The 23111-nt window shown below is 46.6% G+C and carries 22 protein-coding genes and 1 pseudogene; 1 reads left to right on the forward strand and 22 read right to left on the reverse strand.

Annotation, left to right across the window (positions count from 1 at the left end):
* Positions 1-69 precede the first annotated feature (69 nt).
* The 11 genes and pseudogenes from AC1RRX_RS07475 to rpsU all read right to left on the reverse strand — a co-directional run bounded on the left by AC1RRX_RS07475 (position 70) and on the right by rpsU (position 9167).
* Positions 70-444: a diacylglycerol kinase family protein gene (locus tag AC1RRX_RS07475; protein ID WP_003152974.1), complete on the reverse strand. Its 375-nt coding sequence runs from the start codon at positions 442-444 to the stop codon at positions 70-72.
* The gene (ybeY, locus tag AC1RRX_RS07480; protein ID WP_003152973.1) at positions 425-898 is read right to left on the reverse strand and encodes an rRNA maturation RNase YbeY; all 474 of its coding nucleotides are present in this window, start codon (positions 896-898) and stop codon (positions 425-427) included. The genes AC1RRX_RS07475 and ybeY overlap by 20 nt, the downstream gene beginning before the upstream one ends.
* Positions 899-3031 carry an HD family phosphohydrolase gene (locus AC1RRX_RS07485; RefSeq protein WP_007408284.1) on the reverse strand — a complete coding sequence of 711 codons (2133 nt, stop codon included), beginning with the start codon at positions 3029-3031 and terminating at the stop codon, positions 899-901.
* Between the two features lie 80 nt (positions 3032-3111).
* Positions 3112-4071 (reverse strand): PhoH family protein, encoded by a 960-nt coding sequence (locus tag AC1RRX_RS07490; protein ID WP_007408283.1) that lies wholly within the window; start codon positions 4069-4071, stop codon positions 3112-3114.
* Positions 4035-5259 (reverse strand): annotated as a pseudogene (gene yqfD, locus AC1RRX_RS07495) (sporulation protein YqfD). The gene AC1RRX_RS07490 and the pseudogene yqfD overlap by 37 nt, the downstream one beginning before the upstream one ends.
* Before the next feature lie 17 nt (positions 5260-5276).
* Positions 5277-5558 carry a sporulation protein YqfC gene (yqfC, locus tag AC1RRX_RS07500; protein ID WP_003152966.1) on the reverse strand — a complete coding sequence of 94 codons (282 nt, stop codon included), beginning with the start codon at positions 5556-5558 and terminating at the stop codon, positions 5277-5279.
* A 56-nt stretch (positions 5559-5614) separates the two neighbouring features.
* Entirely contained in the window at positions 5615-6049 is a 435-nt protein-coding gene (locus AC1RRX_RS07505) for a YqfB family membrane protein (RefSeq protein ID WP_007408281.1), read from the reverse strand.
* Positions 6050-6076: 27 nt separating this feature from the next.
* Positions 6077-7069, reverse strand: a complete 993-nt coding sequence (gene floA, locus AC1RRX_RS07510) for a flotillin-like protein FloA (protein WP_144464146.1) — start codon at positions 7067-7069, stop codon at positions 6077-6079.
* A gap of 24 nt (positions 7070-7093) precedes the next feature.
* On the reverse strand, positions 7094-8410 hold the full coding sequence (locus AC1RRX_RS07515) for an NfeD family protein (protein WP_040237908.1): 1317 nt from the start codon (positions 8408-8410) through the stop codon (positions 7094-7096).
* Positions 8411-8532: 122 nt separating this feature from the next.
* Positions 8533-8979, reverse strand: a complete 447-nt coding sequence (locus tag AC1RRX_RS07520) for a GatB/YqeY domain-containing protein (RefSeq protein ID WP_007408278.1) — start codon at positions 8977-8979, stop codon at positions 8533-8535.
* A 14-nt stretch (positions 8980-8993) separates the two neighbouring features.
* Positions 8994-9167, reverse strand: a complete 174-nt coding sequence (gene rpsU, locus AC1RRX_RS07525; RefSeq protein ID WP_003152957.1) for a 30S ribosomal protein S21 — start codon at positions 9165-9167, stop codon at positions 8994-8996.
* Positions 9168-9338: 171 nt separating this feature from the next.
* Between rpsU and AC1RRX_RS07530 the strand changes: the two genes are divergently transcribed.
* Positions 9339-10265, forward strand: a complete 927-nt coding sequence (locus AC1RRX_RS07530) for a Na/Pi symporter (protein ID WP_007408277.1) — start codon at positions 9339-9341, stop codon at positions 10263-10265.
* Between the two features lie 37 nt (positions 10266-10302).
* Here the strand turns inward: AC1RRX_RS07530 and mtaB are convergent, their stop codons facing one another.
* The 11 genes from mtaB to spoIIP all read right to left on the reverse strand — a co-directional run bounded on the left by mtaB (position 10303) and on the right by spoIIP (position 23049).
* Entirely contained in the window at positions 10303-11658 is a 1356-nt protein-coding gene (gene mtaB, locus AC1RRX_RS07535) for a tRNA (N(6)-L-threonylcarbamoyladenosine(37)-C(2))-methylthiotransferase MtaB (RefSeq protein WP_014305444.1), read from the reverse strand.
* Entirely contained in the window at positions 11658-12428 is a 771-nt protein-coding gene (locus AC1RRX_RS07540; RefSeq protein ID WP_015417848.1) for a 16S rRNA (uracil(1498)-N(3))-methyltransferase, read from the reverse strand. Before AC1RRX_RS07540 ends, mtaB begins: the two co-directional genes overlap by 1 nt.
* 22 nt (positions 12429-12450) lie before the next feature.
* Positions 12451-13386, reverse strand: coding sequence for a 50S ribosomal protein L11 methyltransferase (gene prmA / locus AC1RRX_RS07545; RefSeq protein WP_012118021.1), 936 nt, complete (start codon positions 13384-13386; stop codon positions 12451-12453).
* Positions 13387-13409: 23 nt separating this feature from the next.
* Entirely contained in the window at positions 13410-14537 is a 1128-nt protein-coding gene (gene dnaJ, locus AC1RRX_RS07550; RefSeq protein WP_003152895.1) for a molecular chaperone DnaJ, read from the reverse strand.
* A gap of 186 nt (positions 14538-14723) precedes the next feature.
* Positions 14724-16562 (reverse strand): molecular chaperone DnaK, encoded by a 1839-nt coding sequence (gene dnaK / locus AC1RRX_RS07555; RefSeq protein ID WP_064107155.1) that lies wholly within the window; start codon positions 16560-16562, stop codon positions 14724-14726.
* A 24-nt stretch (positions 16563-16586) separates the two neighbouring features.
* On the reverse strand, positions 16587-17162 hold the full coding sequence (grpE, locus tag AC1RRX_RS07560) for a nucleotide exchange factor GrpE (protein ID WP_003152892.1): 576 nt from the start codon (positions 17160-17162) through the stop codon (positions 16587-16589).
* 59 nt (positions 17163-17221) lie between these two features.
* On the reverse strand, positions 17222-18253 hold the full coding sequence (gene hrcA / locus AC1RRX_RS07565) for a heat-inducible transcriptional repressor HrcA (RefSeq protein ID WP_003152889.1): 1032 nt from the start codon (positions 18251-18253) through the stop codon (positions 17222-17224).
* Between the two features lie 80 nt (positions 18254-18333).
* Positions 18334-19473 carry a radical SAM family heme chaperone HemW gene (gene hemW / locus AC1RRX_RS07570; protein ID WP_053103973.1) on the reverse strand — a complete coding sequence of 380 codons (1140 nt, stop codon included), beginning with the start codon at positions 19471-19473 and terminating at the stop codon, positions 18334-18336.
* Between the two features lie 59 nt (positions 19474-19532).
* On the reverse strand, positions 19533-21368 hold the full coding sequence (gene lepA / locus AC1RRX_RS07575) for a translation elongation factor 4 (protein WP_007408271.1): 1836 nt from the start codon (positions 21366-21368) through the stop codon (positions 19533-19535).
* A 132-nt stretch (positions 21369-21500) separates the two neighbouring features.
* Complete coding sequence (locus tag AC1RRX_RS07580; RefSeq protein ID WP_020956096.1) at positions 21501-21839, reverse strand: YqxA family protein; 339 nt, start codon at positions 21837-21839, stop codon at positions 21501-21503.
* Positions 21840-21855: 16 nt separating this feature from the next.
* Positions 21856-23049: a stage II sporulation protein P gene (gene spoIIP / locus AC1RRX_RS07585; protein ID WP_007612673.1), complete on the reverse strand. Its 1194-nt coding sequence runs from the start codon at positions 23047-23049 to the stop codon at positions 21856-21858.
* Between the last annotated feature and the right edge of the window lie 62 nt (positions 23050-23111).

Genomic DNA, 23111 nt, shown 5'->3' on the forward strand with positions numbered 1-23111 from the left:
TTTTACATAATTATGATTGGTTTTTCACGCCCATTTTTGGCAATGTAAAATAATTGTAAGAATCTTCTGCTAACATATCTTCGGCAAGAAGATGAGTAAACCAATGATACACGATATCACGGCAAAGACGCAAACGGCTCCGGCGGCCGCGTCCTTTGCCGCTTTTGCGAGCGGGTGATACTGATCGGTAACTAAATCCACAACATGCTCTATCGCCGTATTTAAAAGCTCCAAAGCAAGCATTCCTCCGATCAGCACCAAAACAACGGCCCATTCGGCTGTGCTCAGCCCGGTGAGAAAACCGCAAACGATAACGGCGCAGGCCGCGGTAATATGAAATTGAAAATTCCGCTCTGACCGCGCCGTTTTCCAGATTCCCCTCCATGCATGGACAAAGCTCTTCAGGAACCTGCTCCACTCGTTTTTATGATCTCGTGAGTCCATACTCATCCAGCAAATCCTTTTGCTTTGAAAACATTTCTTCCTCTTCTTCTTTTGTCATGTGATCATAGCCAAGCAAATGCAAAAAGCCGTGCACGGCCAGAAAACCGAGCTCCCTCATAAACGAATGGCCGTACTCTTCCGCCTGCTCTTTCGTTCTGTCTGCGCTGATGATAATATCTCCTAAAACAGGCGGCATGTCGGCGCCTACGATTTCAACCTCGTCTTCGCCTTCTTCTTCAAGCGCAAACGAAATGACGTCAGTCGGAGTGTCTTTTCCCCGGTAGTCTCTGTTGATTTCTCTGATTTCCTCATTTGTCACAATCGTGACCGATACTTCAGCCTGGTCCTGAACGCCTTCTTTTTCCGCCGCGAATTGGAGCAGCTTCTCCACTTCTTGGAGCGCATCAGCTGAGACGCTGTTCGTTTCATCAACAATATCTATGAGTAAACCCATTTATTTCACCTTCTTCGTAGCCTCCGGATATTCAATCCGGGAGTGGAAAATTCCTTTTAAAGTCGCACATAGTGTTTTTGCGATCGTATCCAGTTCTCGGAACGTGAGATCACATTCTGAGAATTGTCCGTCCTGAAGCTTATCGGATATAATTCCCCGCACCAGTTTTTCGATCCGCTCGGGATTGGGATTATGCATGGAACGGACGGCGGCTTCAACGCTGTCGGCCACTGAGATAATAGCCGCTTCTTTCGATTGCGGCTTCGGCCCCGGGTAGCGGAACTCTTTCTCTGTAATCTGGTCGCCCTTTTCTTTCGCTTTATAATAAAAGAATTTTAAAAGGGACGTTCCGTGATGCTGCTCCGCGATATCCACAAGCTCTTTCGGAAACTTATAGCTTCTGAGCATATTCGCACCGTCTGTCGTATGTGCGATAATGATATTTTTGCTGAGCTGAGGAGACAGCTTGTCATGCGGATTATCCATATTCATCTGATTTTCAATAAAATATTGCGGACGTTTCGTTTTGCCGAGATCGTGATAATACGCTCCGACCCGTGCTAAAAGACCGTTTGCCCCTACGGCTTCACAAGCCGCTTCCGACAGATTTGCCACCATGACGCTGTGATGATATGTACCGGGTGTTTCCGTTAAAATCTTTCGAAGCAGGGGATGATTCGGATTAGACAGTTCAATCAGCCTCATTGTTGAAAGAATGCCGAATCCCGTCTCAAAAAACGGCATCAGACCGATAATCAAAACGGATGAAGCAAGTCCCGAGACGACCCCCATCAGCATCAGCGTTCCGATTTCAACCGGTGACAGCGCCGTATTTTGTATTAATAAAAGCGACAGCACGATAATCATATTAATAAATGAGACGAACAGTCCCGTCTGCAATATTTTTGATCTCGCATTATGTTTTCCCAAAAACAGAATGCCTGAAATGCTGCTGATTAAATAGTAAATGCCGATGACGTAATTAAATGTTCCCGTCACACCCTGATTAAACATCATACTGCCGCAGATCGCCAGAATGATGCTTCCTAAAATGGCGAGCCTTTCATTGAGCAGCAGCCTGATTAAAATCGCGCCGGCGGCGATCGGCACAAGATAGCCGATATTGGTGTATTCAATCTTCTGAAAGAGACTGACGACTTCCATAATGACGAGAATAAGCGTTGTAATGATAGAAAACAGCAAAAGAGATTTATTTTTCAGCTTAAGCTCCTGCTGCTGTTTCTCAAAATAGTAGACAAGCGTGGCAATAAACAGGCCGATCATCAGAAGGAGACCGCTGATCGGTTTTAACAGGTTGGAATTATTCAAAAGACCCGTCAGTTCAAGCTTCCTGTATACTTCCCGGTCAATCAGATCATTCTCTTCCACGAGAACCTGTCCCTGTTTGATCTGTACCGGCTGGACGCTGTCTGACGCTTCCTGGCGTTTTTCATCGGTCGCTTTCGGATCAAAAACGTAATTCGGGATGACCGCGTATTTTCCGATTTCAGTCGCAGCCGCTAAATATTTTGACGGCACAGAAGCGCTTTTCAGCTCTTTTGCGACCTTATCCTTCGCTTCAGCAAGCTTTTCAGAAGGAATTTCACTGCTCATCACCGTATTCACCGCGGTAATGACGGAATCCCTCACAAATGAGAAATCTTCATTGTTTGCATGGAGAAGCGATTTAATGGCATCTTCCGAGACGGATTCATTGACATCCTGTGTCAGCTTGTTTTTCACCGATTTTACCAGTGATTTTTCCGAAGGTGACTTTTTGTCTTTTTCCGCATCTTTTTTCACTTCGCCGATACTGTCAAAAATGGAAGTGATCAGGTCAAGCCGGTTGTCGGTATAGCCTTTTTTCAGAGTGTATTGATCTTCCACCGCATCTTCGGCCGCCTGTTTTTTCGATTCCGTCGCCTGCTGATCTTCCACTGTGGCGGGCGCGTAAATCGTTTTATCACTGACTGCAAACAAATCCAAATTAAGTGATTCAGGTTTTACATGAATAAAGAGCAAACCAAACATGATCGCTGAAAGCAGCAGGTACAGCAGCACATGGGCTGAGCGGGCATGTCTGAAACTGCGGAACCGTTCCCGGGCGCTTTTGCCCTTTCCCTTCTTTTTCAAAACAAGAACCTCCTCCCTGAAACATCAGGAACACATCATATAAAAATGACCCGATAACGGGAGATCGGGTCATTTTTGCATTACTTTTGCTTATCATAAGCTTCAATAATTTTTGCAACAAGCGGATGCCTGACCACATCTGTCTGGTCAAGTTCAATCACGGAGATGCCGTTTACGTCCTTCAGCATGTCCTTCGCTACTGCAAGTCCCGATGTGACGCCTTTCGGCAGGTCAATTTGGCTTACGTCGCCCGTAATGATCATTTTAGAGCCAAAACCCAATCTCGTCAAAAACATTTTCATTTGAGCGGGAGTGGTATTCTGGGCTTCATCAAGAATCACATACGCGTCGTCAAGCGTCCGCCCTCTCATATAGGCAAGCGGGGCGATTTCGATAACCCCTCTTTCCATAAGACGCTCCGTATGGTCGCTTCCGAGCACATCATGGAGCGCATCATACAGCGGGCGCAGATAAGGATCTACTTTTTCCTTTAAATCTCCGGGCAGAAAACCGAGGCTCTCGCCGGCTTCCACAGCGGGTCTTGTTAAAATGATTTTTTTAATGTGGCCGTTTTTTAAAGCATGCACCGCTTTTACGACCGCCAAATAAGTTTTGCCGGTTCCCGCCGGCCCGATGCCGAACACCATGTCGTTTTTCTTCATCGCCGCCACATATTCTCTTTGGCCGATGGTTTTGACACGGATCGGTTTGCCTTTTGCCGTTTTCGTTATTTCCTCTTCATACATGCTTTCAAAATAGTCCAGTTCATCTTTTTTTGCCATTTTCACGGCATACAGCACATCACGTTCCGAAATCTCGATCCCCTTGCGAATTAAAGTAAGGAGCGAGCCCAATAATCTGTCAGCGATCTCAAATGTTTCATCATTCCCGGAAACGTAAATGGTTTCACCGCGTGTGATGAGGCTAATGCCCAGATCCTTCTCCATTAAATGTAAAAAGGCATCTTGGCTGCCGAACAAAGAAAGTGCTTCGTCCGGGCTTTTCAGTTTGTGATTAATCGCAAGTAAATGTTCTGCCATTCTTTAGTCTCCCTGAACAATAGGTGTGGTTTGAACGATATCTTCTATAACTTGGTAGAGAATAATCAACTTTACTTTACCATTCTCAACGGATTGGTGCAAAACTTTTTCACTTTCCACCTCTCCGCTGCCGTTTAATCGCTTTTCTACATCTTGTCTTCCCATTTTGATACCGGCCTGAACCGCTTCGCCTTTCGTATAAGTCCGCACGGATGTTTCACTTTCTCTTGTCTGTTCTTGAACGTAAGAAACCGGAAGCTTCATCCCCAGAAATTGAAACGGATGCTTTTCTTCCTCTGTTTTCGGATGTTTCAGCGGCTTCTCATTAAATTCAAAGCCCCAAAAAGGAACGCCCCATGATCCGAAAGACAGCTTGTGCTTCGTCCTTACTTTACCCGTATATAGCGTAAATGATGTTTCAAGAGGCACGGTTACTTCTGACTTGTACCATGTTTCTCCGTAAATTTCCGCTTTTGAGGCGACTTTCCGGTCTTCATTTCCGATCAGTCCTGAGACGAGGAGCTGTCCTTTGTCAACATGATCGTTCACAAAAGCCATCGGCTGCCCCTTTTGCACGAACATCCTTTTGATGACCGCCTTCTTTTTGGCAACGATATGGCGGGGGCTTACGTACTTTTCTTTTGTCGGTTCGTTCTTTTCGACCACTTTCATATGAAGGGCTGTCCCGTTCAATTCCACACCGACCCACGTAATATTATCGATGCCGTTTGTTAATGATTTTTGAATTTTTTCCGGCGTCATCATTAAAAATTGCAAACGGCCTTTTTTCACACCGATTTCTTCAAGGTGCTTTACCATCTGATGCTCGGTTTCTGGCTTGGCCCCTTTAATATCAATTTCCCAAATCATGTTGGACAAAAGAAACAATATAACAAAAAATATCACAAATCCCGCAGTGAAGCCCAGATTTAACTTTGATTTGAGAAGCAGAAAGGGAAGACCCTTTCTTTTTGTAAAGCTTGCTTTGCATTCATGTTTTCTGATGACTCTTCTGAAAGCATGTACATCTTGAAGCTGAATCATCAGCAGAACACAGTCTTGCTTTTTTTTCACCGCAAAGATGGCGATTCCGTTTCTCGTGCATTCATTCAGCAGCCGTTCAATCCCTTTTCCTTTGACTTCCATTTGGACTTTACCCGAAAAAAATGACAGCCATTTGTTTTTCACATTATTTCCCCCCGGCTTTATGAATCGACATATCGTACGTGATCTATCGTGCCTTCCAAAAGGATTTCCTCAGGAAGGATTGCCTTAATGACCAAGTTTTTTCCTGATATGATACACTGCCCCTGCTTGAGCATCAGCCTGACTTCTTCTTCACTGAACAGCAGGAGGCCTCTGTGATTCTCTATGTAGATATGAAGTCTGCCGACCATCGTAATACGAGGCAGATCCATCATAACGTCCGGGGGAATTTCCAATGCTCTTGTCAGCCATGCCTTTACACGATTCTTTCTTTGCCCCATAAAAAAAGAACCCCCTTTCATCTCATATGTATGATTTGAAAAGGGGTTCTAACACTTTATTTTTTACCGATGTTCCGCATGGTCCGGTGCGGTTTTTTTGCACGGGGCGGACCCAAAACCTCACTGAATATAATGCCTTGGACCGCAGTTTCTTTATTTATTTTGAGGGCTGATTTCTTCAGAGACGCGTTTCGTGCGCGTGCGGATGTCAGCTTATGTTCGAGCCCGTTAAACATCTGCTCCGTCTCCGCTAGGCGCTTTTCAGCTTCCCTTCTTTTTTGCTCAAAAGGGTTCTCTTCTGAAACGGCAGGCAATTCTTCCGCTTCCGGCTTATGCTCTTTCTGCGGCTGTTTTTGATCCTGCTTTTTTGCCTGATTTCCGGGACGTGTACCCGGCGGACGTTTTTCATCTTTGTTTTTCTTGCCGAATATTGCCGATATAATGCCGATGACGGCGGCAATGACGAGCGGATTTGTCAGAATCTCGTGCATATAGCGGCTCCCTCCTTAATAGAGAGGTTATTGTTGGTCTTCATCTTGCTGGTCATTCGTCAGCTTGCCGATAGAATCCCTCATGTCCGTATCCGCGTCGATATTTTTTATGTTCATATAGTCCATGACGCCGATGTTTCCTTCACGCAACGCTTCTGCCATCGCAAGCGGCACTTCGGCTTCTGCTTCTACGACTTTCGCACGCATTTCTTCTACGCGAGCGCGCATTTCCTGCTCTTGGGCGACCGCCATGGCGCGGCGCTCTTCGGCTTTGGCCTGCGCAATGTTTTTGTCTGCTTCTGCCTGATCCGTCTGAAGAATCGCTCCGATGTTTTTGCCGATATCAACGTCGGCGATGTCAATCGAAAGAATTTCAAATGCGGTGCCTGAATCCAGCCCTTTGCCAAGTACGGTCTGAGAAATCATATCAGGGTTTTCAAGCACTTTTTTATGATTGTGTGAAGAACCGATTGTCGAGACAATCCCTTCTCCGACACGGGCGACAACCGTCTCTTCTCCCGCTCCTCCGACAAGGCGCTCAATATTGGCTCTTACCGTGATTCTGGCTTTTGCTTTTACTTCAATTCCGTCCATGGCGACACCCGCGATAAACGGTGTTTCAATGACCTTCGGATTGACGCTCATCTGTACGGCTTCCAATACGTCACGCCCGGCCAGGTCAATGGCTGCGCAGCGTTCAAATGACAGCTCAATATTGGCGCGCTGTGCCGCAATCAGGGCATTGACCACCCTGTCGACATTACCTCCGGCCAGATAATGGCTTTCGAGCTGATTTGTTGTTGCGGACAGGCCGGCTTTGTGCGCTTTAATTAACGGATTGACAACGCGGCTTGGTATGACGCGCCGCAGCCTCATCCCGACCAAAGTGAAAATGCTGATTCTGACTCCTGCCGCAAGCGCCGAAATCCATAGCATCACCGGTACAAAGGTGAAGAATATGACTAACACAATAATGGCAGCAGCAACTAATGCTAAAATCGCCAAACTTGACAGTTCCATCTAATTCCTCCTCAAGGTTATCATCTATATTTCTCTCACGACAATGCGTGAGCCTTCCGCTTTCACTACTTTCACCTGTCTGTCTTTTTCAGTGAATGATCCTTCCGAGACGACATCCAGACGTTCATCATCAATTATGACGGTGCCTGACGGTCTGAGGGCTGTAGCGGTAACGCCGACTTTTCCCAACAGCTCCGTCCGGTTCTGATTTGAAACATAACCGCTCTCCGTGCTTGTTGAATCAGTTAATATTAATTTTTTAAAGAATTTCATTCGTTTCCCCAACACCCTTGTTAATATGATAAAGGCTGTAATAGACACAGCAATGGCGATCAAGAGAGAAACCGCCATTACGGTAAAGCTGCCCGCAGCGAGAAAGAGGCTCGCGATGACGCCTGCAATACCGATAAGACCGATTATGCCTCCGGGCAGAAATATCTCTAAAAGGATAAAAACCAAGCCCGCGCAAAATAAGAATACGCTGTCATAGCCGGCGAATCCGGCAGCGATATGCCCGGTGAAAAACAGCAGCATGGCTGTCAGTCCGACGGCACCCGGTATCCCGAGGCCCGGCGAGAACAATTCAATGGTCAAACCAAGCAAAGCAAGCGTTAATAAGACGGGGACAACAAACGGATTTGTCAGCCATCTGCCCAGTTTGCCGACGAAACCTTCTTCTGCATGGTGAACATCCGCTTTGTCAAAACCGAGCTTTGTATATAAAGCATCAAGGTCTGAAACCGTGCCCTCCGAATATCCGACTTCCTTGGCTTTTTCAGCTGTCAGTGTCAGCAGTTTTCCCTTTGGGGCGCCCGCTTCCTTTGCATTAATGGCGGGATCTGCCATGGCCAGGGCGTATTTCGGATTTCGGTTGTTTTTAACCGCTGCGTCCTCCATTTCTGCATGCCACAGTGATTGGGCCTTTTTGTCTGCCGCGTTTCCCTTTCCGTCGATGATGGCTGCGGCACCCATTTTTCCGCCCGGCGCCATATAGATTTCATCTGCCTGGAGCGCTATATACGCTCCGGCAGAAAGCGCCCGTTTATTAACGTAAGCGGTAACAGGCACATCCGCGCGGCCGATGATATCCGCAATATCCAAGGCTGATTGAACGGCGCCTCCCGGTGTATTGATGTCAAGAATAATGTGTGACGCGCCGGACTCTTTCGCTTCTTTGAAAGAACGCGATAAAAACGAGGCGAGCCCCTGTTCGACATTTTTCTCAACCGGGATGACATAAACCGATGGGTGATCAGCTTTCGCGTTCAATTGAACCCCTAATAAAGATAATACAAATAAGCCCAATAGAGCAACAGCAATTCCGGTTTTTTTTCGGAACAAGGCAAATATACCCTCCTTCCCGTTTCGTTCTTCTTTATATACGTAACAAATGTACTTTAGTTTCATTTTTTTATGTATAAAAAAAGACATCTCTCAAGGAAAGATGTCTTTTTTCTTGTCAATTAAGATAATTGACTGCTGACAAGTCTGTTAATTACGCTGCCGTCAGCTTTACCTTTTACTTTAGGCATAATAGCACTCATCACTTTGCCCATGTCCGCTTTGGAGCTCGCACCGACTTCAGCGATGGTTTCATTTACGATTGTCTGCAGCTCTTCTTCAGAAAGCTGCTTCGGTAAATAAACTTCTAAAATGTCCAGCTCTTTTTGAACTTTATCTACTAAATCTAAACGATTAGCGTTTGAAAATTCATGGAGGGAGTCTTTACGTTGCTTAAGTTCACGAGATAGGACAGTAAGTTCCTCATCCTCGGTCAAACTGTCTTTCTTAAGCTTAATTGCTTCGTTTTGAAGTGAAGCTTTCACCATTCGAACGACAGTCAGTTTGTCTTTCTCACGGCTTTTCATATACAGCTTCATATCTTGGTTAAGTCGCTCAAGAAGACTCATAAATCCACCCTCTTTTAGAATTTGCGTTTTCTAGCAGCTTCTGACTTTTTCTTGCGCTTTACGCTAGGTTTTTCATAAAATTCGCGCTTTCTTGCTTCTTGCAAAGTACCTGTCTTTGATACACTGCGTTTGAAGCGACGAAGAGCATCTTCAAGCGATTCGTTTTTTCTAACGACCGTTTTTGACATTCTCTTTCCCTCCCTCCGAATACACCAATCGACTACCTTTAAAAAGATACATATATAAACATGTACTTTGACATTATAATATAAGCCATCAGTCAGGTCAACTAAGCGAGCTCACTTTTCCGTCATGAATAAGGCTGCTTGTCTATATAATGATGGAAAGGGGTGTTTCGTTTGATGATACTGATTCTCTTTACCGCACTTATCCTGGTTTTTTTACTCGGAATGAGCCTGCTCAGGCAGGGGCTGATCGCATTAACGTATTCAAAAATTGAGAAAAGCCTGCTCTTATTTACCGACCACCCTTTGAAAGCTTTTCTCATAAGCATCGTGTTCACCGGTTTTCTTCAGAGCAGCTCAGCCTTCATGGTCATTGTCATCGGCTTTGTCAGCGCAGGCGCTTTATCTTTTAAACGGACCATTCCGATGATTCTCGGTACGAATGTCGGTTCCACGTTTACGACGGAGTTTTTAGCCATAAAGATGGATGTGCTCATTTGGGTGCTTTTTATCGGAGGCCTTGTGTTTATCCTCCTCCGTAAATATCCGTTCAGGCAGATCGGCATAAGCTTCCTCGGTCTCGGCATCATCTTTTTTTGCATCACATGCTTCAGCCGGCTCGCCGTTCCGCTGACAGAAATGAAGGCGGGGGCGGAGGTTTTGCGGCATGTGAATGATTCGAGCTGGTCCGCTCTTTTTATCGGCATGATATTGACGGCAATCATTCATTCAAGCTCCGTCTGCATCGGCATTTTGATGAGTTTTATGAACGAAGGGGTGATCGGCATTGAACAAGCGGTCAGCGTCGTTCTGGGATCTAATATCGGGACATGCGTCACGGCCGTCATGGCTGCTGTTTCAGGCGGTTATGCCGCCAGACAGACCGCCGGTGCTCACGTTGTGTTTAATATTCTCGGCGTGCTGCTCGTATTTCCCTTCCTGTCCGCATCAGCAGGTTTTACGGAGCGCCTGTCTGATGATCCCGCGCAGATGATTGCGCATTTCAGCCTGTTATTTAACGTAGTCACCGCCTTATTGTTTCTGCCGTTCACACATTTGTTTTACCGGCTGATTGACAGGCTGATTCCTCCGAAACCGTAAAAAAACCGATGCGGGAAGGCACCGGTTTTTTTATCTGTTATGAAGACATGCGCATGTTCCGGGTCATTTCATCCTCAACGACGCGGACGAATTGCCCTTCATTATACGGATAGCCCGCTTTTTGAATTTTGACTTTGACAAGTTTGCCGATTACATCTTCCGTGCCTTTGAAGACGACTTTCATGTAATTGTCCGTATAGCCGACGAACATGCCGTCTTCATCAGACTCTTTAAACGCCTCTTCCGGAATGATTTCCAGAACCTCTCCTTCATAATCGGAGGCGTATTCTTTTGCAAGCTGGTCAGACAGCGCGATCAGCTTATGCACCCGTTCGTTTTTCACGTTCTCGTCAACCTGGTCTTCCATTCTGGCCGCAGGTGTTCCGGTGCGTTTGCTGTAAGGGAATACGTGAAGCTCTGAAAACTTATGTTCTTTAATGAACCGGTATGTTTCCATAAATTCTTCTTCCGTTTCTCCCGGGAAACCGACGATGACATCAGATGTGACGGCAAGACCCGGCAGCGCTTCTTTCAGCTTATTTAAACGGTCCGCGAAAAATTCCATCGTATATTTGCGTCTCATCCGTTTCAGAACGGTGTTTGATCCTGACTGAATCGGGATATGAAGGTGACGGACGATTTTATCAGACGCATCCAGCACTTCAATCACTTCATCAGTGATTTGGCTTGCTTCAATAGATGAAATTCTGATCCGCTTCAGTCCTTCTACACGTGTATCAAGCTCGCGGAGAAGCTTGGCGAAATTATAATCTTTCATATCTTCGCCGTAGCCGCCCGTATGAATCCCCGTCAGGACGATTTCTTTATAGCCGGCATCCACCAGCTGCTGCGCCTGTTTAATGACTTCTTCCGGATCGCGGGAACGAAGCAGGCCGCGCGCCCAAGGGATAATGCAGAACGTACAGAAGTTGTTGCAGCCCTCTTGGATTTTTAACGACGCTCTTGTACGGTCAGTAAAAGCGGGAACATCCAGCTCTTCAAACACGCGTGCTTTCATAATATTGCCGACGCCGTTGATCGGCTGGCGCTCTTCCCTGTACTGCTCAATGTAACCGAGCATTTTTTCACGATCCTGCGTGCCGACGACGATGTCAACACCCGGGATGGCCATAATTTCCGCCGGAGAGGTTTGCGCATAGCACCCTGTTACGCAGATGACGCCGTCAGGATTTTGGCGGATCGCCCGTCTGATGACTTGACGGCTTTTTTTATCTCCCGTGTTTGTTACCGTACATGTATTAATGACATATACATCTGCTGTCTGTTCGAATTCTTTTCGTTCATAACCCGCATCTTTAAACAGCTGCCAGATTGCTTCTGTTTCATAATGGTTGACCTTGCAGCCAAGGGTATGAAAAGCAACAGTTGCCATTACTGATCACCTCTTAATAACTCTGTATGATAGGAAACTGCGCTTAACGCGTAAAGAGGCGCAGTTTCAGTCCGTAAAATTCTCGGTCCGAGGCCGCATAAGACGGCGCCTTTTTCTGAAAGCTGATGAACTTCAGACTCAGTCAGACCGCCTTCAGGGCCGAATACGATTAAAAGAGACGAACCTTGCGGAAGGCTTTTGAGCTCCGCAGCGAAAGCGCCCGTTTCTCCCTGCTTTGATGACTCCTCGTATGCAACGACACATTTATCGACATTCTCCGCCATTTCAAGCAGCTGCCGGAACGTATGAACGGTTTTCACTTCGGGAATTTCATTGCGGTACGATTGCTCCGCCGCTTCCTTCGCGATTTTCGCCCATCTCTCCCGCTTTTTCTTTGCCTTTTTGTCGTCTAGCTTAACGACGGATCTGGCGCCCTGAAAGGGGATGAACATACTAGCCCCCAGCTCGGTCCCTTTTTGGATAATCCATTCAAGCTTATCGCCTTTCGGGAGGCCGCTTGCGATCCTGATCTTCAGCGGCAGTTCACGGTTTTCACCCGTCCACTCAGCAATGCTGCATGATATATGATCTTTAGAAACCTCTTTAAGCAGGCATAACGCTTCATGGCCGTCTTTCGAACAGCAGATAATCCGGCCGCCCGCACTCATTCTCATGACGTTCGCTATATGGTGGACGTCTTCCCCCGTGATTTGAAAATCGGGAGTTTCGTCCATCTCCTGCTTCGTGAGCTCGATAAAATATCGTTGCATACGCTGTGACACCTACTAACTGTTATTTTTTCGCGATGATGCTGACCCAATCTTCCATAGACAGAATTTCTATGATGGTAAAGCCGGCTTTTTCCAACGCTTCTTTTACTTCCTGTTTTTTCTGGCCGATAATGCCTGAAGTAATAAAATGGCCTCCGTCTTTGAGCAGGTCGTACGCCTGTGATGTAAAGCGGAGAATCACTTCCGCCAAAATATTTGCGACAATGACATCATGTTCGCCCGTGATGCCGTCTAACAAATTGTTCTGCTTCACTTCGGCCGTATCACTCACTTTGTTCAATTTTACATTCAGACGCGCGCTTTCAACAGCGACCGGATCAAGGTCATACGCATGAACCGATTCGGCCTCAAGCATGGCGGCCGCGATGCTTAAAATTCCTGAACCGGTGCCGACATCAATGACACGGTCGCCTTTTTGAACGATACGCTCAAGCGCCTGAATGCACAGAACGGTTGTCGGATGCGTTCCCGTACCGAATGCCATACCCGGATCCATTTCGATAATCAGTTCATCTGTATGAACAGGTGTGTACGTTTCCCAAGTGGGAACGATCGTGAACTTTTCAGAAATTTTCACAGGATGATAATACTTTTTCCAAGCTGTCGCCCATTCTTCTTCATTAACTTCAGAAATGGTGATTGTGTTTCTGCCCAAATCAATGTCGTACAAAAGCAGATTATTAATCGTCTCTTTAATGCCGTCCACCGTTTCGCCGAGGAAACTGTTGATCGGCAGATACGCTTTGACAATGACACCCTCATCGGGGTAATCATTGGGGTCGAGCTGGTAGATTTCCCCGTAAACATTCTCACGCTCTTTCATTAAATCAAGCGGATCTTCGATGACAACCCCGCTCGCACCAGCTTCATGCAAAATATTTGAGATGGGTTCGACCGCTTCATGTGTTGTGTGAATGCTGATTTCGGACCATTTCAAAACTACCAACTCCTATCCAATCATTACTCGCCTTTAAATGCGCGTTTTACTTTGTCAAAGAAACTCATTTCTTGTTCATCCGGCAGGTTTCCGCTGACTTCAGCGAACTCGCGGATGATGTCTTTTTGTTTGTCTGTCAGATTCGTCGGTGTGACGACGCGGACGACAATGTGCTGGTCGCCTTGTCCGTAGCCCCGGACGTTCTGAACGCCTTTGCCTCTTAATCTGAATTTCGTGCCTGTTTGTGTGCCGGCAGGTATTTTCAATTTCACTTTTCCGTGAAGCGTCGGCACTTCCACTTCGTCTCCGAGTGCCGCTTGGGCAAACGTTAACGGCATTTCGCAATAAATATCGTCTCCGTCGCGCTCAAAGAACTCGTGGGCGCGCACATGGAATACGACAAACAGATCTCCCGCCGGCCCTCCGTTTACGCCCGGTTCACCTTGGCCCGGAACGCGCAGCTGCTGTCCGTCATCCACACCGGCAGGAATCGTGACATTGATTTTTTTCCGTTTTTTCACTTTGCCCGTGCCGCCGCAGTCAGAACACTTGTTTTTGATGATTTTTCCTGTTCCTTCACAGTGGTGGCAGACTCTTCGGTTAACCACTTTGCCAAACGGCGTGTTCTGTTCGACGTTCAGCTGGCCAGAACCTCCGCAGTGCGAGCACGTATCCGGCTTTGTTCCCGGCTTCGCGCCAGACCCTTTACATGTTTCGCAATTCTCTTCGCGCGGAATTTCAATGATCGTTTCTTTCCCGAAAGCCGCGTCTTCAAATGACAGGGTCATTGTATACTGCAGATCCGCGCCTTGCCGCGGCGCATTCGGGTCACGGCGTCTCGTGCCGCCTCCGAAGATGCTTGAGAAGATGTCATCGAAACCGAAGCCGCCGAAGTCTCCGCCGCCTCCGAAACCGCCGCCGAATCCCTGGTTAGGGTCTGTATGGCCGAATTGGTCATATTGAGCGCGTTTTTGGTCGTCTGAGAGCGCTTCGTACGCTTCTTTTACCTCTTTGAATTTTTCATCTGCTCCGGATTCTTTATTGATATCAGGATGATATTTTTTTGAAAGCTTCCGATAGGCTTTTTTGATTTCATCCTTTGAAGCGCTCTTACTTACCCCAAGCACTTCATAGTAATCACGCTTACTCATCTCGCTTCACTCTCCCGAATTTCTCACATAAATTAGATTGTATCATTTTGAATTATGTTTTTTCAATTCCTTTTATCCCGGGCAAGAAAAAAAGTCAAAGCCAAGAGATGCCTGACTTTGACTTTCTGTCTGTTGAATCAGAATATGCTGTGTGTTCTTCCGCCTATAGTCTGTGCGGGAAAGAACTTATTTTTTCGTTTCGTCGTCTTTTACTTCTTCGTATTCCGCATCGACAACGTTGTCATCCGCTTTTTGGCCTTCAGCGTTTGCTCCGCCTTCAGCCTGCTGCGCTTTCGCCGCTTCTTCGTAAAGCTTCATAGAAAGCTCTTGAACGATTGTTTGAAGCTCATCTTTTTTCGCTTTGATGTCTTCAATTTCGTTTTTCTCGATAGCGGCTTTCAGCGCGTCTTTCGCGTCGTTTGCTTTTTTCACTTGCTCTTCGTCCACTTTGCCTTCCAGATCTTTTAATGTTTTTTCCGTTTGGAACACAAGCTGGTCAGCTTCGTTGCGGACTTCGATTTCTTCTTTTCTCTTCGCATCAGCGTCAGCGTTTTCTTCCGCTTCTTTTACCATGCGTTCGATTTCATCATCAGAAAGACCTGAAGAAGATTTGATTGTAATGTTTTGTTCTTTTCCTGTGCCTAAGTCTTTCGCTCTTACGTTTACGATACCGTTTTTGTCAATATCGAAAGAAACTTCGATTTGCGGTACGCCGCGCGGTGCAGGCGGGATATCAGTAAGCTGGAAGCGGCCGAGCGTTTTGTTGTCGGCAGACATCGGGCGCTCACCTTGAAGCACGTGAATGTCAACAGCCGTTTGGTTGTCAGCTGCAGTTGAGAATACTTGAGACTTGCTCGTCGGAATTGTCGTGTTGCGGTCGATCAGTTTTGTGAACACGCCGCCCATTGTTTCAATACCGAGAGAAAGCGGTGTAACGTCAAGAAGAACAACGTCTTTTACGTCTCCCGTGATGACGCCGCCTTGAATCGCTGCACCCAGCGCTACAACTTCATCAGGGTTTACGCCTTTATGCGCTTCTTTACCCGTTTCTTTTTTGATTGCTTCCTGTACGGCAGGAATACGTGTTGATCCGCCGACAAGGATAACTTTATCGATTTCGCTTGCAGAAAGATCCGCATCTTGAAGAGCCTGACGGACAGGAGCCATTGTGCGCTCAACAAGGTGAGCGGAAAGCTCTTCGAATTTAGCGCGGGTCAGTGTCAGCTCAAGGTGAAGAGGACCTGCTTCTCCCGCCGTGATAAATGGTAAAGAAATTTGTGTGGATGATACGCCGGAAAGATCTTTTTTCGCTTTCTCAGCTGCATCTTTCAAACGCTGAAGCGCCATTTTGTCTTTTGAAAGATCAATGCCGTTTTCTTTTTTGAATTCTGCTACGAGATGATCGATGATGACTTGGTCAAAGTCGTCTCCGCCAAGACGGTTGTCACCGGCAGTTGAACGGACTTCAAACACGCCGTCGCCAAGTTCAAGAACAGATACGTCAAACGTACCGCCGCCAAGGTCGTAAACAAGAATTGTTTGGTCTTCGTCCGTTTTATCAAGTCCGTATGCAAGCGCTGCTGCAGTCGGCTCGTTGATAATACGCTCTACTTCAAGACCGGCGATTTTACCGGCATCTTTTGTCGCTTGGCGCTCTGCATCGTTGAAGTATGCAGGAACCGTGATAACGGCTTTTGAAACTGTTTCGCCGAGGTAGCTTTCAGCATATGCTTTCAGATGCTGAAGGATAATAGCTGACACCTCTTGAGGCGTGTAGTCTTTTCCTTCGATTTCCACTTTATAGTCAGTACCCATATGGCGTTTGACAGACATGATTGTGTTAGGGTTTGTGATGGATTGGCGTTTTGCCACTTCCCCTACTTGGCGCTCGCCGTTTTTAAATGCAACGACTGACGGAGTCGTACGGTTTCCTTCAGCGTTGGCGATGACTGTAGGCTCTCCGCCTTCAAGCACTGCCACACATGAGTTTGTCGTACCCAAGTCAATTCCGATTACTTTACTCACTTTGAATTACCTCCTGCTATGTAGTTATTGATTCACTTTTACCATTGAAGGACGAATGACGCGATCCTTCAGTTTGTAGCCTTTTTGCAGTTCTTCGATAACAATATTGCTGCCGAAGTTTTCATCTTCCACCTGCATGACGGCTTGGTGAAGGTTCGGATCAAATTCCTGACCGACAGCTTCGATGGCTTCAACGCCTTCTTTTTCAAGTGCGTCCATCAGCTGGCGGCGGACCATTTCCATACCTTGCAGCAAGCTTTTTGTCTGCTCGCTTTCAGCTTCTACCTGTAACGCCCGTTCAAAGTTGTCGAGCGCCGGAAGGATTTCCGTTACGACGTTTTGAGAACGGTATTTCTGAGCAGCTTCCATTTCAAGGCGGCTGCGTCGTTTATAGTTTTCAAAGTCTGCTTGAACACGCAAAAGCTTGTTTTCTTTTTCATCAAGCAAACCCTGCAATTCATCAATTTGGTGCTGAAGGGCTTCTTCCTGACCTGCCGTTTCTTCATGCTGCTCTTGTGAAGCGGCTTGTTCTGCCTGTTCTGTCACTTCTTCTTGTTCTGCTGCTTCAACCTGTTCTGCGGTTTGTTTTTCTTCTGACATTGTGTTCACCTCCCTCAAATGCTGTAAAAAGATGACTGAAAATGATTGCCAAAATTCCCTTATTCATCATACAAACTTGTGAATGCTTTTGACAAGTCCGAAGTCACGTGCTGCAGCAGGCTGACGACTCTTGAATAATTCATACGCGTCGGCCCGATAATGGCGATTGATCCGATCTGTTTCGTATCAACTGTATAGGTGGCCGTGATTAAACTGCAGTTTTCCATTTCTTCGTAGTCATTTTCTTTCCCGATTTTGATTGAAATCCCGGCTTTTGATGACTGAAACAGCTTCAGAACATCCTGCTCTTTTTCAATTAAAGATAAGAGCGAGCGGACCCTTTCAATATCATGGAACTCCGGCTGATTCAGCATGTTGATCTTTCCGCCGAAAAACAATTTCTCAACGTGGGCCGCCGGATGGAATGTGGAGCGGAGCGATTCAAGTATGCTGTCATAGTTGGCGATATGCTGCCTTAAATATGTGACAACCTCTTTGAAAATGCGCTCATTCAGTTCGTCCATCGGCACGCCCGCTAATCGATCGTTTAGTATATTGACCAGTTTTTCAATATCGGCCAAATCCACTTTAGCCGGGAAATTGATGGTGCGGTTTTCGACATGCCCCGTGTTCGTGACGAGAATGGCGACCGCCTTATCCGGCTGGATCGGTACGATTTGAATCTGTTTAAGATAGTTCTCGCTCAGCGTCGGCCCGAGGACAATCGATGTGTAGTTTGTCAGGTCGGACAGGATTTGCGCTGATTTTTGGACTGTTTTTTCCAGCTCGAAGATTTTTTCTTTAAATATCGAGTGAATTAAATCCAGATCGGTTTTTGTCAGCTTGACGGGTGACAGCAAATGATCGACATAATACCTGTACCCTTTTTCCGACGGAATCCGTCCTGAGGATGAATGGGTTTTTTCAATAAAGCCCAATTCCTCCAAGTCAGCCATCTCGTTTCTGATCGTTGCAGAGCTGAATGTAATCTCGTCTTTTTTTGAAAGAGTTCTTGATCCTACAGGCTGCGCTGATTGTATAAAATCATTAATAATCACTTGCAGGATCAACAGCTGACGATTTGTTAACATCATCATCACCCCTGTTAGCACTCAAGGTCAGCGAGTGCTAATTCTATATCAAAAGTAACAAACCAAAAGAAAAATGTCAATTATAACTCACCCAAAAAAGCGCCAAAAACCTCATTTCCTAATAATTTGCCCTCATGCGTTAATGCAACCGATTCTTTCGTGTCACAAATCAGGCCTTTTTCGGTTAAATCTTTGAGAACATCGGGAAACAGTTCGTCGACCGAGCGTCCGAATTTATCGAGAAAAGCTTGCTTTTGTACGCCGGACATTTTTCTGAGACCGAGGAACATTTCTTCTTCAATCTGCTCCTCACGTGTCACCTCGTGCGTGTCACGGTAAGGCAGCCCCTTTTCTTCGATGAGCTGCATGTAATGTTTCACAGGCCCGGCGTTGACGGTGCGCGTGCCGCTGATATATCCGTGAGCGCCTGCGCCAAAACCGAAATACTCTTCATTGCTCCAATACGTCAGATTATGCTGCGACTCGTATCCGGGCTTTGCAAAGTTACTGATCTCGTATTGACGGATGCCCGCTTCACTCATCTGCCTCATGACCGTTTCATACATCTCGGCCTCTTGTTCTTGCGCGGGGAGATGCAGGCGGCCTTTTTGCATTAAATTATAAAACACCGTTTTCGGCTCTACGATCAGCGAGTAAACGGAATAGTGCTCCGCATCAAGAGACAAAGCCGTTTTGACGGAATTGTCAAGATCGGCCAGCGTCTGACCCGGCAGGCCGAACATCAAATCGAGACTGATGTTGTCGAAGCCGAGAGCCCTCGCACGTTCAAAGGAAGTGAATACGTCCTTTTGTTTATGCACTCTGCCGATTTTTTGTAAAAGCTCATCTTCAAAGGTTTGAACACCGAAGCTCAGCCGGTTGACACCGGCATTTTTCAGGATTTTTAATTTTTCCGGGGACAAATCATCCGGATTCGCTTCCGCGGCAAATTCTATGAGTCCGTCAGAAGGCTTCAGCACGCGGTGAATGGAATCCATCAATTTTTCCAGCTGGACGGGTGAGAGCGATGTCGGCGTGCCTCCCCCGATAAAAATCGTGCGGAGATCAGGGCGTCCCGTCCGTTCTATTGTATTTATCATTTCCTTTTCGAGTGAGTTTAAGTACTCATCGACAGGCTGGCTCTGAATAAAATATTTATTGAAATCGCAATAGTGGCAGATATGCTCACAAAACGGAATATGAATATAAGCTGATTTCATTATGAAACACCTTCTTCTTTACAGAAAGAAGCCGCAGCGCGGGACTGCGGCGGCTTCCGTTATTTTTTCGGGCTGTCATCCATTTTAAGAACGGCCATAAACGCTTCCTGCGGCACTTCTACTGAGCCGACCTGCTTCATCCGGCGTTTTCCTTCTTTTTGTTTTTCAAGAAGCTTCCGTTTCCGCGAGATGTCTCCTCCGTAACATTTTGCAAGGACGTTTTTCCGCATGGCCTTAATGGTTGAGCGGGCCACGATTTTCTGTCCGATCGCCGCTTGAATCGGTACTTCAAAGTGCTGACGCGGAATAAGCTCTTTCAGTTTTTCCACAATTACTTTTCCGCGTTCGTACGCGTAATCGCGATGCACAATAAATGAAAGGGCGTCGATTTTTTCTCCGTTCAGCATAATGTCCATCTTGACAAGTTTAGACGGTTTGTAGCCGATCAGCTCGTAATCGAAAGAGGCGTATCCTTTCGTGCTGGATTTCAGCTGATCAAAAAATTCATATACGATTTCCGCAAGAGGCATCTCATATACAATGCTGACCCGGTTGGCGTCTAAGTACTGCATATCGATAAAGTTGCCCCGTTTCCCCTGACAAAGCTCCATAACCGCTCCGACGTAATCGTTCGGAACCATCATTGTCGCTTTTACATACGGCTCCTCGATTCTTTCGATCTTTTGTGGGTCAGGCATGTTGGACGGGTTGTCGACAACAACCTTTTCGCCGTCTGTCATATACACATCATAGATAACACTCGGTGCCGTTGTGATCAGGTCGATTTTAAACTCACGCTCAATCCGCTCCTGAATGATTTCCATGTGAAGCATACCTAAAAATCCGCAGCGGAAACCGAATCCGAGCGCTTGGGATGTCTCTGCTTCATATTGAAGCGATGAGTCATTCAGTTCAAGCTTCTCAAGAGCTTCCCTTAAATCATTGTATTTGGCCGTATCGATCGGATACAAACCGCAATACACCATCGGGTTCAGCTTGCGATACCCAGGCAATGCTTCGGCAGCCTGATTGGCCGCACTTGTTATCGTGTCACCGACGCGTGTGTCACCGACATTTTTGATCGCAGCAGTTAAAAAGCCTACATCGCCGACAGTCAGTTCATCTGTCGGAGTTGCTTTCGGCGTGAACACACCGACTTCTGTCACTTCAAACTCTTTTCCGGTTGCCATCATTTTAATTTTCTGGCCCGGTTTGACCGTTCCTTCTACGACTCTGATATACGCGACGACTCCGCGGTACGCGTCATAAAGCGAGTCAAAGATGAGCGCTTTCAGCGGAGCTTCCGGATCTCCCGCGGGAGCCGGCACTTTTTCTACGATCTGTTCTAAAATGTCTTCGATGCCGATGCCCGCTTTCGCTGAAGCGAGGACGGCGTCTGAAGCGTCAAGGCCGATAACGTCCTCAACCTCTTGACGCACACGTTCTGGCTCTGCGCTCGGGAGATCGATTTTATTAATGACAGGAAGAATCTCAAGATCATTATCAAGCGCCAGATAGACGTTCGCCAATGTCTGCGCTTCTATTCCCTGAGCCGCATCAACAACGAGAATCGCGCCTTCACAGGCAGCCAGGCTTCGCGAAACTTCATATGTAAAGTCGACGTGTCCGGGCGTGTCGATGAGATGGAATATATATTCTTCTCCGTCTTTTGCTTTGTATTTCAGCTGAACGGAATTTAATTTGATGGTAATTCCCCGTTCGCGTTCAAGGTCCATTGAATCAAGCAATTGTTCTTTCATTTCCCGCTGGGTGATCGCCGATGTTTTTTCTAAAATCCGATCCGCCAAGGTCGATTTGCCGTGGTCTATGTGGGCGATGATGGAGAAATTCCGGATTCTTGACTGCCTCTCTAAACGCTTTTCTTTATCTGTCACAATCTATCACTCCTACTATTAAACGCAAAATACACTAGCTTAGATTATATCAATAGGATTGTAAACATTCAATTAAAACAAGAAAGAGAAAAGCTTCCTTTAAGGAATCATCCGCTTTTCTCTTCATCAATGCTAACGGTTCAGTTTCGAAACCCACTCATACATCGCCTGCGCCGAGTCCGTCACGGTATTTGAAAGGGTTTCTCCGGCTTTTGAAAACAGGTTGAAGGTTTCCGCCTGTTCCAGCTGTTTTTGTTTTTCTTCCAGATCTTTCGCCGTAACGGTTTGCCCCAAAATGGAAGCTTCTTTTTCCTGTCGTTCTCCGCCGCCGAGCGTGAATGCTCCTTTTAAGGAGGGATCTTTGTATCCTTTCATATCAAGCATTCCGCTGTTTGCCTGCTGCATGCCGAACAAAACGCCGAAAAACATGACAATGGCGATCAGCAGGCATTTGCCGGTAAAACGGATCATTCGAATCACCTGATTTCTATTGTTTTTTCTTCTCTCCTGATTGCGAGCTGACCTTTTCTGCATCCCAGTACAGTTCGCTGAACACATCGGCCACGGCATCTGATGCGCGCCTCAGTTCTTCAAGATTGTTATCCACGCCCCCGAATTCCAGCAGAAGCGACCGGTCGTTTAAATCCTGGTTGTATACTCCATTATCTCCCGGAGAGCCTTTTGATAAAACACCGACGCTTAAGCCGGGGTATTTTTTCTCCATGAGCTTATGAAGTTCACTTGCGAGTTTATAGTTTTCTTCAAAGTTAGCGCTTTTTTTGCCGACGACGATGGCGACTCTGGCATAGCTTTTTCCTTTGATGTCGGCTGTCGTATTTTTCTTGCGGCGGGAATCCCGGTGAATGTCTATGGTATATTGCAGGTTTTTATTTTTGGCGAGCGCGCTTTTTACGACCGGCCTTGATTCGTCGTAGCTTCGCGCATAATTTAAGCCGTCTTTGTTCAGGCGGGCCTGAATGTCGGTTTTATCTACGGTCGCTCCTACACCTTGCGCTTCAAGCGCTTTTCCGAACATATCTCCGACAAGCGTGACATTGGCCTTCGAATGGCGGGCGTTATCCGGATTTGTTTCCCCCTTTAACAGAGGAAGATAGGATTCGGTATTATGAGTGTGGTAAATAAAAACGACTTTTTTGCTGCCTGTTGAATGTTTCGGCGGCGCCGTTTCTTCTTTTTTCGTTTTGTTTTCGATTTCTGCCAGGTTCACTTCTTTTTCTTTTTCCATCACCTTTGACGGCGGCGGAGATTCAGCCGGCATATTCGTATAATCCGTCCCCTGCCCCGCCAGAAGGATCTCCGTATCGTATTGGGCAAATCCCGGCAGCTCACGTCCCAAGAAACTCCGCGGGTCTTCCATATTAATGCTTGTCGCCAGTTTTAAGGAAAGCCGGGACAGCTGAAAAGAGTCTTTTTCAGGAAGCTCTGAGGCGAAATAATGATTTTCCATGCCGAGGAGGTGTGCAAACGCGTCACCCGGAAGTTCTCCGGCAATCCCGTGAAGAGAATCCGAAGAAAGCCTCAGTTCAGGGCGAAGCGATGTGAGCACACCCGATAATACGAAAATAACGATAAGGCTTGTCATAAACAAAAACATGCCCTTGAGCGCATTTCCACCGTTTACTGCAACGACAATTTGACGGTTTCTGCGTTTTTTTCTCATGATTTGAATCCCTCCAGCGCTTGTCTAGTAATTACTCTATGAACAAGCTAGAGGAGGTAGAA

It is taken from the genome of Bacillus sp. GW821-FHT11D08, from assembly GCF_058808515.1.